The organism is Streptomyces sp. NPDC056452 (genome assembly GCF_042796085.1).
GTDB lineage: Bacteria > Actinomycetota > Actinomycetes > Streptomycetales > Streptomycetaceae > Streptomyces.
On record NZ_JBHTRI010000004.1, the window covers coordinates 140,552 to 153,303 of the forward strand.

General features: G+C 73.0%; 9 protein-coding genes. All 9 read left to right on the plus strand.

Going from position 1 to position 12,752, the window contains the following annotated elements; all coding sequences use genetic code 11:
* The first annotated feature begins 13 nt into the window (after nt 1–13).
* The 9 genes from ACFQ6X_RS05825 to ACFQ6X_RS05865 are packed head-to-tail and all read left to right on the plus strand — an operon-like array spanning nt 14 to nt 12,714.
* Complete coding sequence (locus tag ACFQ6X_RS05825) at nt 14–700, plus strand: hypothetical protein (protein ID WP_329206299.1); 687 nt, start codon at nt 14–16, stop codon at nt 698–700.
* A 5-nt stretch (nt 701–705) separates the two neighbouring features.
* The gene (locus ACFQ6X_RS05830; RefSeq protein ID WP_383176468.1) at nt 706–1,080 is read left to right on the plus strand and encodes a hypothetical protein; all 375 of its coding nucleotides are present in this window, start codon (nt 706–708) and stop codon (nt 1,078–1,080) included.
* Nucleotides 1,073–2,212, plus strand: a complete 1,140-nt coding sequence (locus tag ACFQ6X_RS05835) for a hypothetical protein (RefSeq protein WP_383176471.1) — start codon at nt 1,073–1,075, stop codon at nt 2,210–2,212. The genes ACFQ6X_RS05830 and ACFQ6X_RS05835 overlap by 8 nt, the downstream gene beginning before the upstream one ends.
* A gap of 42 nt (nt 2,213–2,254) precedes the next feature.
* On the plus strand, nt 2,255–2,785 hold the full coding sequence (locus ACFQ6X_RS05840) for a phage baseplate assembly protein V (RefSeq protein ID WP_383176474.1): 531 nt from the start codon (nt 2,255–2,257) through the stop codon (nt 2,783–2,785).
* 22 nt (nt 2,786–2,807) lie between these two features.
* Nucleotides 2,808–3,149 carry a hypothetical protein gene (locus ACFQ6X_RS05845; protein WP_383176477.1) on the plus strand — a complete coding sequence of 114 codons (342 nt, stop codon included), beginning with the start codon at nt 2,808–2,810 and terminating at the stop codon, nt 3,147–3,149.
* A complete protein-coding gene (locus tag ACFQ6X_RS05850) occupies nt 3,140–3,523 on the plus strand; it encodes a GPW/gp25 family protein (RefSeq protein ID WP_383176480.1) in 384 nt (127 codons plus the stop codon). Before ACFQ6X_RS05845 ends, ACFQ6X_RS05850 begins: the two co-directional genes overlap by 10 nt.
* Complete coding sequence (locus tag ACFQ6X_RS05855) at nt 3,520–6,690, plus strand: putative baseplate assembly protein (protein WP_383176483.1); 3,171 nt, start codon at nt 3,520–3,522, stop codon at nt 6,688–6,690. Before ACFQ6X_RS05850 ends, ACFQ6X_RS05855 begins: the two co-directional genes overlap by 4 nt.
* A complete protein-coding gene (locus ACFQ6X_RS05860; protein WP_383176486.1) occupies nt 6,687–10,472 on the plus strand; it encodes a putative baseplate assembly protein in 3,786 nt (1,261 codons plus the stop codon). Before ACFQ6X_RS05855 ends, ACFQ6X_RS05860 begins: the two co-directional genes overlap by 4 nt.
* A gap of 22 nt (nt 10,473–10,494) precedes the next feature.
* The gene (locus ACFQ6X_RS05865; protein WP_383176489.1) at nt 10,495–12,714 is read left to right on the plus strand and encodes a hypothetical protein; all 2,220 of its coding nucleotides are present in this window, start codon (nt 10,495–10,497) and stop codon (nt 12,712–12,714) included.
* Nucleotides 12,715–12,752: the final 38 nt, after the last annotated feature.

The window sequence follows — 12,752 nt, forward strand, 5'->3', positions numbered from 1 at the left end:
AGAAGGAGAAGGCGTGACCCGCTACGCAGACATCCCCAAGCCCATCCGCTCCGGAATAGTCGTGGTCGACCCCGAACGCGGCACCCCCCAGCGCATCATCGTCCTCCAGTTCAACCCCGACACCCTGGAACGCAGCCTCGCGCCCCAGTCCGCCGGCGGGAGCGGTGACTCCGGGGGAGGCGGCAGTGGGAGCGGGGACCGCAACGAGGCCCTCCGCCTCAAGGGTCCCGCCCAGGAGACCTGGAAGTTCACCGCCGAGATCGATGCCACCGACCAGTTCGAGGTCGCCGCCCCCGACGGGATCCACCCCGAGCTGGCCACCCTCGAAATGCTCGTGCACCCGACCACCGCACAGCTGCGCGAGGCAAGCCGCCTCTCGAAGAAGGGGACCATCGAGATCAGCCCGATCGAGATGCCGCTCACCCTCTTCACCTGGGGCAGCAAACGCGTCATGCCCGTGCGGCTCACCGAACTGTCCATCAACGAGTCCGCGTTCGACGTGAACCTGAATCCGATCCGGGCGAGCCTCAGCATCGGCATGAAGGTACTCAGCGTCAGCGACCTGCCCGCCGGGCACCGCGGTGCCGATCTGTACATGGCGCATCTCGCGCAGAAGGAGCAGCTCGCCCGGGCCGCGCGCAGTGGTGGGCTCGCCTCGCTGGGGCTGGCCGGGGGCAACACCGTCATGGGGAGGGGCTGAAGGACATGGCCGACATCGAACCGTACGAGAACGCGCTGGACGCCGTCCCCGGCGCCCACCCCTACCCGCGCTCCAGCCGCTACCACGACGCCGAGATCGGCGTGCACCGTAGGGCGGACGGGACCGAAGTGCGCTACGCCAAGCGGCGGTTGCTGCCACCGCTGGACGAGACGGCGCAGGAGAGCGCGCCGCACACCGTCAGCAACGGCGACCGGCCCGACCTGCTGGCGCAGCGGTACTTCGGGGACCCCGGGCAGTGGTGGCAGATCGCCGACGCCAACCCGGTGCTCGACCCGCAGGAACTGACCGGCGAGCCGGGCCGCGCCATCGCCGTCCCGCATGCCGGGGGCTTCCCCGGGCCGGGGGCGCGGTATGTCTGAGCAGCCGGTGGGGACCGGGCCCATCCACATCACCCTGCAGACGGGTCCACGGCTGACCAGGCCCGTGCCGCCCGAGGTCGTCCAGGCGCTGCTGTCCGCCCAGATCACCGCCACCGCGGGTGAACGCAGCGGGTTCCAGATGGCGTTCGACCTCACCAAGCAGGGCGCGCTGTCACGGCGGCTGTTACCCGAGGGGTTCTTCGACCCGAAGACCCGGGTGATCCTCTCCGTGAGCGTGAAGGGGACGCCCCAGGTCCTGCTCGACGGGCTCATCGTGCGGCAGGAGGTCGGCGCGAGCAATCAGCCGGGGCACTCCACCCTGACGGTGACCGGTGAGGACCTCACGCTCCTCATGGACCTGGAGGAGCGCACCGACCGGTACCCGAATCTGCGGCCCTCCGGACGTGTCGCGCGCATCCTCGCCAAGTACGCCGACTACGGCATCGAGCCCCGCGTCTTCCAGGAGCAGATCGAGCAGCCGCCGCGCGAGCAGCTGAGGGTCGACTACCAGTCGGGCACCGACCTGAGCTACGTGAACGAGCTGGCCCGGGCGAACGGGTACACGTTCTACCTCGAACCCGGACCCCGCCCCGGTCACTCCACCGCCGTCTGGGGCCCGGAGGCCCGGATCGGGCAGCGGCAGCACGCGCTCAACGTGAACATGGACGTCAACTCGACGGTGGACCAGCTGACGTTCGCGTACGACGGGACCGCCCGCGAGGAGCCGCAGGCCCGGGTCCAGGACCCCGCCACCCGTGACAGCCGGCTGCTGCCGCAGCCCGACATCGGGCCGCTGCGCCCCCCGCTGGGCCGCCGGGCCACGCCCGCGCTCAAGCGGCGCACGCTGTCCGGCACGGCGAAGAAGGAGTCGGCGCAGGCACAGGCGGAGCTCCTGGCGCGAGCCGCGCTGTCCGCCGATGCCGTCTCGGGCTCCGGCTCCCTGGACGTGAACCGGCACGGCTACATCCTGCGGCCCCGCGAGCTGGTCGGGGTCCGCGGCGCCGGGGTGACGTACGACGGCGACTACTTCGTCAAGTCGGTCACCCACACCATCAGGCCCGGCTCGTACCAGCAGAACTTCACGCTCTCGCGCGAGGGCCTCATCGCCCGGAGCGACACCGTACGCCCGTGACGGCCGCGACAGCGGAAGTGGAAGAGGACCAGGAGAACTTGCATGGCTGCAGGACCGAACAACCGGTTTCTCGGGAAGTTCCGGGGGCGGGTGGTGGGCAATGACGACCCGCTGAGGATCGGGCGGGTCACGGTCAAGGTGCCGGACGTCCTGGGCGACGAGACGTCCACCTGGGCCATGCCCTGCCTGCCGTTCACGGGCCCGCAGTCGGGGCAGTACGTGGTCCCGGCCGAAGGGGCCGGGGTGTGGGTGGAGTTCGAGCAGGGGGATGTCAGTTTCCCGATCTGGACCGGCTGCTGGTACGGCGACACGTCCGAGCTGCCGCCCGACGCGCTCACCGGCGGTCCCGCCCACCAGAACGTGGTGATCCAGACCTCCGACCGGCACAAGTTCGTCCTGGGCGACGTGCCGGACGGCGGCAGCGGTATCCGCCTCCAGGCCGCGACCGGGGCGTACATCCAGGTCGACGAGAAGGGCGTGACGATCGCGAACGGCCAGGGCGCCTCGATCGTGCTGGCCGGCGGCGAGGTCGACATCAACGACGGCCGGCTGATCGTGGCCAAGAAGCAGTAAACAGACAACGGGGAGAGAACTCTTGTCCACCAGCTCAGGGACCATCGTCAGCGCCGCCGCGACCCTCACCTGCCCGCACGGCGGCCGGGCCTCCGCCACCTCCGCGCACCCGGCCGTGCGCCTGGACGGGAGGCCCGTGCACACCGCCTCCGACACCTTCGTGGTGACCGGGTGCCCGCACACCGTCGACGGCGCGCCGCATCCGTGCACCACCCTGCGGTGGAGCCCGGAGCCGGGCGGTGTGCTCATCGACGGCTCGCCCGTCCTGCTGCACACGAGCGCGGCGCACTGCTTCAGCGCGGCGCTCGTGCAGCAGGGGCCACCCGTCGTGAACGCGGACCGGCAGGGGGCGACATGCCGGTGAGGACCGTACGGAACGACATCGCGTTCCCCTTCCGCAGCGACCGGCGCGGGCGGACCGCCCACGCGAGGCACGACGAGCATGTCCGCGACCTGGTCGAGCAGTTGCTGTTCACCAGCCCGGGCGAGCGGGTGATGCGGCCCGACTTCGGCTGCGGGCTGCTGGATCTGGTGTTCACGCCGAACAGCCCCGAGCTGGCTTCGGCCCTCGAACTGTCGGTGCAGGCATCGCTGCAGCGCTGGCTGGGCGAGCTGATCGATGTGGAATCGCTGGACGTGGTGAGCGAGGAGAACGTGGTCCGGGTGCACCTGCGCTACGTGGTGCGCTCCACCGGGAACAGGCGCGACGAGGTGTTCGAGGGGAGCGGGCCCGCATGAGCGGCACGAGCAGGGAGTCGGTCTGCCGGACGGACGGCAGGCGCGGCAAGGTCCGCGCGGCGCGGCTCGACGGCGTGGACGCGGTCGAGGTGGGGGACGACGGGCTGACGCTGACGGTCACCTTCCTCGGCAAGGCGCCGCAGGGGCTGTGCCCGGAGAACATCCGGATCGACGGCGGGCGCCGGATCACGGGTATCGAGGCCGTCGAGGTGGCCGTCGAGCGGGAGGAGGACCCGGAGCTCGACGACCGGCTGCTCGTGACGGTCGACCGTACCGGGGACACCTCGCGCTACCGGCTTTCGGTGGTGGACACCGATCCGTACGGGCGCCCCGGCACGGAGCCGTTTCCCGGTTTCGACCAGCGCTATTTCGGGGCGGAGTTCGAGTTCCGGCCGGACTGCCCCACGCCCTTCGACTGCGCGGACGAGGCGGCAGGCGGTGACCCCGGCCTCCCGGTCGCGGCGCCCGTCATCGACTACACGGCGCGCGACTACGACTCCGTACGCCGCCTCCTCCTCGACCGGCTCGCACTGACCACCCCTGGCTGGGTCGAGCGCAACCCCGCGGACCTCGGCATCACCCTCGTGGAGCTGCTGGCCCACACGGCGGACCGGATCAGCTACCACCAGGACGCGGTGGCCACCGAGGCATACCTGGACACCGCCCGCAGGCGGGTGTCGGTACGCCGGCACGTCCGGCTGATCGACTATCCGATGCACGACGGGTGCAACGCCCGGGCCCTGGTCACCGTCGAGGTGACGAAACGGCTGACGCTGCTGCCGGGGACGTTCCGCTTCGCCGCGGTCGACGTCCGCACACTGGGGCCGCGCGACCGGCCCGAGACCGGCACCGTCATCGAGGACGGCGACCTGGCGGTGCTGGCCGAGCGCGGTTCGGTGGAGGTCTTCGAGCCGGTGGTGGCCGCCGAGCCTGCCGAGCTGCGCCCCGCGCACAACACCATCCGCTTCTGGACGTGGGGCGACGAGGTGTGCGCCCTGCCCAAGGGCGCGGTGTCGGCGACGCTGCGGGACGAGTGGGCCGACAGGAAGTGCACGGTACGGGCGCTGGACCTGGCGCCCGGCGACCTTCTGGTGTTCGAGGAGGTACGCGGGGCGCGCTCGGGAACGCCGGGCGACGCGGACCCCGCGCACCGGCAGGCCGTACGGCTCACCTCGGTCACCCCGGGCCTGGACCGGCTCACCGACCAGCCGGTGCTGGAGGTCACCTGGGCCCGCCAGGACGCGCTCGCCCTCCCCCTGTGGCTGTCGACGCGCGCCGCTCCGGGCTGTGAGCCGGTCGCGGACGTGAGCGTCGCCCGGGGCAACGTGGTCCTCGTCGATCACGGCAGGTCGCTGACGTTCGGCGGGGCCCTGCCGGAGACGGTGACCGTGCCGCCGGAGCCCGCCGTACCCGGGTCCTGCGAGCCGTCCGGCTCCGGGTGCGGGGACATCGACGCGGGCAACGCGACCGCCCGGCTCCTGGGCGAACGCCTGGAACAGACACGGAGCGGACGGCTGCTCACCGCCGAGCAGGTCAGGGAACTGTCCGAGCAGGTCGGCGACGACCAGGTGACGCGCGCCGGAATCGGCCGGGAGCTGGCGGGGCGACGGCGCGAGAAGGTCGTACCCGGTACGGCCTACGAGCAGGCCGAAGCACTGGCGACGCTCCTGGCGCAGGTGGTGTACCCCGGCATCCGGCCCCGCTTCAGGCCGGTCCTCCAGCGATCGCCCGTCGTCCAGGCGGCACCGTTCCCGCTGCCGGAACACGTGTCGGCCGGACAGGCCGACCGGCTGGCCGCCGTACCCGGGCGGGTGCGGGAACGGCTGGTGGAGCTGTGGCGCAGCGCCCGTGACCACGACGGGCTGACCGAGGCGGAGATCGACGAGCTGACCGTGGTCTTCGGGCTGCGGACGCTGGAGCACCTGGAGCTGCACCGCCACCCCGTACGCGCGCTGCGCGACCTGCTGCACCGCAGCGAACGGCTGCTGGCACCGAAGCTGCGCAGGCTCGAGGTGCTGACGGCCCGGGCCCGTGCGGGTGCGGTGCTGGACGCGGGCATCGCCTGGGAGATCGCGCACAGTTGGGGCCCCGGCCACGCGTCCGGGCTGCACCCGGACGAGCCGGTGCTGCGCGGTCCCGCCGCCGCCCTGGTCCAGGATCCGCGGGCCGCGCTGCCCGCGGTGACGGCCGTGGACGGCGACGAGGTGTGGACCGCCCGGCGGGATCTGCTCACCAGCGGACACCGGGACCGGCACCTCGTCGGTGAACTGGAGGACGACGGGCGGATCGCGCTGCGGTTCGGCGACGGGCGGCACGGTGCCCGGCCGCGGCCCGGCGCCCGGCTGGAGCTGCACTACCGGCTCGGCGGCGGCACGGCGGGCAACGTCGGCGCGGAGGCCGTCAACCACCTGGTGCTGCGGGGCGACACGGACACCGGGAAGGCGCTGCCGGTCGCGGGAGTACGCAACCCGCTGCCCGCCGTCGGCGGAACGGAGCCCGAACCACTGCAACAGGTACGGCAGTTGGCCCCGCTCGACCTGAAGCGCACCACACAGCGCGCGGTGACGGCCGCGGACTACGCGGCGCTGGCCTCCGCACTGCCGGGGGTCCAGCGGGCGGCGGCGGAGATCCGTTGGACGGGCAGTGTGCAGGAGGCCCATGTCGCCGTCGACGCACTGGGGGCCGCGGAACCGGCGCCCGAGCTGCTCGACTCGGTGGCGTACGCGCTGGAGGGATACCGCCGGATCGGACACGACCTGGTGGTCGGCCCCGCCGGCACCGTACCGCTGGACATCGCACTGGCGGTGTGTGCGGCACCCGGCCACCAGCACGGGCAGATCCTCGCCGAGCTGTACCGGCTGATGGGCAGCGGGCGGCTGCGCGACGGACGGCTCGGCTTCTTCCACCCCGACGCCCTCGTGTTCGGCGAACCGGTGCGGCTCAGCCGGCTGGTCGCCGCCGCGGCCGCGGTACAGGGGGTGGAGAGCGTGACGGTGACCCGGCTGCGCCGGCTCTTCGACGACGCGGGCGTGGACGACGGGGACGACACAGCTCTGGAGGCAGGCGTGCTGCGGATCGGCCCGCTGGAGATCGCGCGGTGCGACAACGACCCGGACCGCCCCGACAACGGGCGGCTGACCATCGAACTCGCCGGAGGTACCCGATGAGCGGCGCGGGCAACTGCGGCTGCGGCTGCGGCGGACACGACGAGAGCAGGGCTCCCGAGGCCCTCTACAACCCGCCGGGGCGCACGGCCCTCGACTACCGGGTGGGGGACTACGGCTCCTTCCTGGCGGCCATGGTGGACCGGCTCGCCTCCCCGGCCTATCCGGCCCTGCGGGGGCTGACGGTCCGTACGCCGGACGATCCGGCGATCGGGCTGCTGGACTCCTGGGCCGTCGTCGGCGACCTGCTGACCTTCCACTCCGAGCGGATCGTGGACGAGGCGTATCTGCGCACCGCGAACGAGTACCGCTCACTGGCGCTGCTCGGGCGCCTCGTGGGGCACCGGCCGAGGCCGGGCATCGCCGCCGACACCCATCTCGCGTACACCCTGGACAAGGACCCACGCGGCGTGGACGTGGAGGTGGTCATTCCGCGCGGGGCGCGCAGCAACAGCGTTCCCCTCACCTCCGAGGAGGAGTCGCAGGTCTTCGAGACGGACACCGGACTCGTGGCCCGCGCGTCGTGGAACGAGCTGGCGGTGCGCAGGCGCAGGCCCTCGCTGCTGACGGAGCAGGACCTGACCCGGCGCTCCGAGATCCAGGTGTCGGGCACCATGACCGGTCTGCGGACCGGCGACCGGCTGCTCTTCGTCTTCAAGGGGCAGGGCGACGGTGTTCCCGGGCAGCGGCTGATCCGCACGGTGGCCCGGCTCCGCGTCGACCGGGAGGACGACGTGACGGGGATCGGACTCCAGCAGTCCGCCCCGCCGACCCTGGGTGAACTGGTGGCGCTGCTGCTCGAGTGGATCACTGAGGACGAGCGGGCGGTCGAGGACGGCGAGCCCGTTCCCGACAACCCCAATCCGCGTCCGGTCAGCAGGTTCATCGCCGACTTCGACGCCCAGGTGCTCGCCCCGCTGCGGGCGGGCCTCGGCACCGTCACCTCACCCGCCCGTCTCGTGGCCGTGCTCGCGGAGCCGCACGAACGGCTGGCCGAGGCACAGTCCGTCGCCCGTGCGCACGCCGAGGTCGTCGCCTGGTTCGAGCAGCTGGAAGCCATGATCGGCGAAGTCATGGCGCAGGCGGCCGAATTGGAGCCGTCCCGGCCGGCCCCCGAGGCGCTGCGCGCGGCCGCGCCGGAGGGTTCCGCGGCGCTGCGGGCGCTCGGCGCCGTGCTGCCCGCGCTGCGCGGCGAGGTCGTGCGGCACGGTTCCCGCAACCGGTCCGGACCGGGGTCCGGTCCAGGTTCGGCGGATGCCGGGGCGGACCGGCTGTCGGCTCCGGGCTCCGACCTGGGGGCTCAGCTGCTGGCGGCGCTCGACCCGCGGATCGCCGACGGGATGTACCCGGCGTGGCGGCAGTCGGCCCCCACCGTGCCACCGCTCCTGCACGAGGTGCAGGCGATGCGGGTGACAGCGGCACCGTTCGGCGCGACGGCACCGCTGCGGCCGGTGCAGGACGACCGGGGACGGGTGGTCAGGCAGGCCGACTGGCCGCTGACCGGCTCGGCGCTGACGACGATGCGGGTGGTGTTCGACACGGCGGGCAAGGTCCCCCAGCGGGCCGAGTTCCAGCACACCGAGACGGGTTCGTCCGTCCAGCACTCGGAGACCCTGCCGTCGGAAGCGACGTTCGATCTCGGGCCGGGCCGCGTCGCGGTCATGACCCGGACCGCTCAGGACCACGATCTGAGCTGGCTGAACAGGCGGCCCGCCGACTCCCAGGAGCCCGGTGTCACCGCCCAGTTGCTCGACGGTCTGCCGGAGCGGACGCTGTTCGTGTCCCGGCCGGCGGACGACGGACGGGTCCATGTCGCCGTCCACAACGGTGAACCGCGGAGCTGGCGTCTGGCACCCGGCGACCACCACCAGATCAGGCACGAGGGCTATGAACTGACCGTGCGCTACACGGTCGGCAGCGAACCGGCGAACGTGGTGATCGGCATCGCCACGGTGCCGGAGCCCGCGAACCGCCAGGTGATCGCGCTCGACTCGGTACAGGACTCGGTCACCGTCGGCAGCTGGATCGCGATCGAGCGCCCCCGCAAGGGCGCCGAGGGGCCGGACGGCATTCCGGGCGACGCGGCCCTCAGCTTCGTCACCACCAGGGTGACCGCCCTGCGCACCGCCGTGTACACCGACTTCGGAATCACCGGCCGCGGTACGGAGCTCACCCTGGCCGACCCCTGGCTGGACGAGCACGACGTACTGCTCTCCACGATCCGTGACGCGACCGTGCACGCGGGCGGGCAGGCACTGCGCCTCGCCGAGGAGCCGCTCGGTGAGGACGTGCACGGCAACGAGCTCGAACTGGCCGAGCTGTACGACGGGTTGCGGCCCGGTCGGCAGCTGATCGTGTCCGGGGAACGCACGGACGTACCCGCCTCACAGGCCACCGAACTGGTGACGGTCGCGGGCGTCGAGCAGGAGCTCGACCCGCTGGTGCCCGGCGACCACGTGCACACGAGGCTGACCCTGACGACGGACCTGGTCCACCGCTACCGGCGGGCCACCGTCCGGGTACGCGGCAACGTCGTGGCGGCCACCCACGGCGAGAGCAGGGAGGAGCCGGTCGGAAACGGGGACGCGGACCTGGCCAACCAGACGTTCGCGCTCTGGCAGGCACCGCTGACCTGGCTGCCCGCCGACAACCCGCTGGGAGCGGCCCCCGCCCTCGAGGTCCGGGTCGACGGGCTGCTCTGGCACAGGGTGGACAGCCTCGCCGGGCGCGGCCCGCGCGAGCGCGTCTACGTGTGCGGCGAGGCGGGCGGCCGGACGACGGTGACCTTCGGCGACGGGGTGCACGGCGCCCGGCTGCCCACCGGCCACGAGAACGTACGGGCCCGCTACCGCTTCGGTACCGGCCGGGCCGCGAACATCCGGGCCGACCGCATCACCCAGGCGGTCACCCGTCCGCTGGGCGTCACCGGCGTCACCAATCCGCAGCCCGCGACGGGCGGCGCGGACGCGGACGGCCCCGGCCGGACCCGGTCGGCGATCCCGCTCGCCGTGTCCGCCCTCGACCGGCTGGTGTCCCTCGCGGACTACGAGGACTTCGCCCGCTCCCGGGCGGGGATCGGCCGGGCGGCGGCCCGCGAGATCTTCGACGGCAGGCGGCGGCTGCTGCACGTGACGGTCGCCGGGGTCCAGGACATCCCGGTCGCCGAGGACTCCGATGTGCTCTCCGCGCTGCGCTCCTCGCTCGCCCGCTACGGCGACTCCCGGCTGCCCGTACGCGTACAGGTGCGCGAACTGGTCCTGCTGCTCCTCGCGGCCAAGGTGAAGGTGGCACGCGACCACAGCTGGCAGATCGTCGAACCAAGGCTGCGTCAGGCCCTGCTGACCCGGTTCGGCAGCTCCCGGCGCGAGCTCGGCAGCCCGGCACACCTCTCGGACGTGCTGGCGACCGCCCACCGTGTTCCCGGTGTCGACCACGTGGACGTCGACGTCTTCGGCGGAGTCCCGGCGTCGCTCACCCCCGGTGGACTGCCCGGCCTCGCCGACACGCTCGCCGAGCCGCGGACGACGGTCCCGGCGCGGCTCGCCGCGTACGACGAGGACGTGCACCGGGTGACCGAACCCGAGGGCGAGACGCTCACCTCGATCGCCGCCCGGTACGGCATCGCGCTCGTCGAACTGCTGCGCCTCAACCCGGACATCACCGACACCCGGCGACTGGAGAAGGGCCGTGCGGTGTTCGTCTTCCGCGGGATCCGGCCCGCCCAGCTCGCCCTGCTGTCACCGGACGTCCCGGACACGCTGATTCTCACGGAGGTCACCGCATGAACACCCAGGAAGGGAGCGTCGCATGAGCAGGGAACCGGACGGGCTCGCGGAGCTGCTCCCGCAGTGGCACCGGCTGCGGGACGCGGAGGGCGGGGAGCCGCTGCGGGCACTGCTCGCGGTGATCGCCGAGCAGGTCGACCGGGTGCGCGACGGGGTCGACCAGAGCTACGAGGACCTGTTCGTGGAGACGGCCGCGCCCTGGGTGCTGCCGTACCTCGGAGACCTGGTGGGCTACCGGCCGCTGCCCGGGTACGAGCGGGTCCGGTCGGCCGGGCTCGGCGACGCGGACGACAAGGACGCCCGCACCCGGCTCGCCGAGGCTCTCGCACCGCGCCGCGATGTCGCCGCCACCGTTGCCAACCGCCGCCGCAAGGGCACCCTCGCCCTGCTGGAGGAGCTGGCCCAGGAGGTAGCCGGATGGCCGGCCAGGGCCGTGGAGTTCTCCCGGCTGGTCTCCCACCACCAGCCGGTCAGGCTGTACGGGACGGGGGCGGCGGCCACCGACGTACGCAGACTGGGGCGCGGCAGGCTGGCCGACGTACGCGAGGGTGCGCAACTGGACCTCGCGGGCGGGCCGTTCGACACGACCGCCAGGTCCGTGGACGTACGCAGGGCCGGTTCGACGCGGCGCAGGGGCGGCCATTCGCCCGCCGGCGTCGGGCTGTTCGTGTGGCGGCTGAAGCCGTACCGGGTCAGCCGGGCACCGGCGTACTGCATCGACCGCGCCCGCAGCCTGTACACGTTCTCGATCCTGGGCAACGACAGCGGGCTGGTGACGCGACCGGTGCCGGAACCGTCCGCCACGCACATCGCGACCATCGACAACGTGCCCGCGTCCATCAGCCGGCGGCAGCTCGCGGACCGGCTCGCCGACCACTACGGGCCGGGCAAGAGCTTCACGATCTGGCGCGACGGCCAGGACGAGCCGGTGCCCATGTCGGACATCGTCGTGGCGGACCTGTCGGGCTGGCGCTACCGCCCCAGGCTCGGCCAGGTGGCCGTCGACCCCGTGCTGGGCCGGATCGCCTTCGGGTCCCGTTCGGCACCCCGGCAAGGGGTATGGGTCACCTACCACTACGCCTTCGCCGACGACACCGGCGGCGGGGAGTACCCGCGCGAGCGCGTCACCTCGCCCGCCGCCCGGATCTACCGGGTGGGACCCGGCAGGCCCCACCAGCGGATCATGGACGCGTACGAGCAGTGGCGCAACGACCGGCGGACGGGGCACTGCGGCGCCGAGGGCATCATCGAGATCACCCACAGCGGCGCCTACCAGGAGCAGCTCGACTTCGACCTCGGCCGCGGAGACCGGCTGGAACTGCGTGCGGCCGAGGGCTGCCGCCCGGTCATCCGGCTGCTCGACTGGTACAGCAACCGCCCCGACGCGCTCAACATCCGGGCACAGGAGGGCGGACAGGACGGCGGTGAGGACGGCGCCAAGCCGGGTGGGCAGGCCGGGGGTCCGGCGCATCACGAGGGCGAAGCCCCCCGGATCGTGCTGGACGGCCTGCTGATCACCGGACGCGGGCTCCACGTCAGCGGCCCCGTCGGCGCGGTCGCCCTGCGCCACTGCACCCTGGTGCCCGGCTGGTCGCTCGAAGCGGACTGCGATCCGCACTCGCCCGAGGAGCCGAGCCTCGTCCTGGACCGGACCACCGCCTGCGTGTCCATCGAGCGCAGCATCCTCGGCACCATCGAGGTCATCGGCGAGGAGGTGAGCACCGACCCGTTGCCGATCCACATCCGCGACAGCATCCTCGACGCCACCGGCCACGGCCTTCCGGCGCTCTCCGCCCCGGACTGCCGCCACGCGCACGCCGTGCTCCACGCCCACCGCACCACCGTCATCGGGGAGGTCCACACCCACGCGGTGGAGATCGCCGAGAACAGCATCTTCACCGGGCAGGTACGGGTGGCCCGGCGCGGCATCGGCTGCCTGCGGTACTCGTACGTGCCGCCCGGCTCCCGCACGCCCCGCCGCCACCGCTGCCTGCCCGACCTCGTGGGCACCGACCGGGCGCAACAGGTGCGCCCCCAGCTGAGCAGCGAGCGATACGGGACCCCCGCGTACGGGCGGCTCGCCGACGGCGGCCCCTGGCAGGTCCGGCGGGGCGCCGACGACGGCTCCGAGATGGGGGTCTTCCACCACCTGTACGAACCGCAGCGCGAGGACAGCCTGCGGGCCCGGCTCGCCGAGTACACCCCTGGCGGTACGGACGCCGGGATCTTCCCCGTCACCTGACACGGCCGCCCGACCCGAACCGCTTCCGACCGACGCAC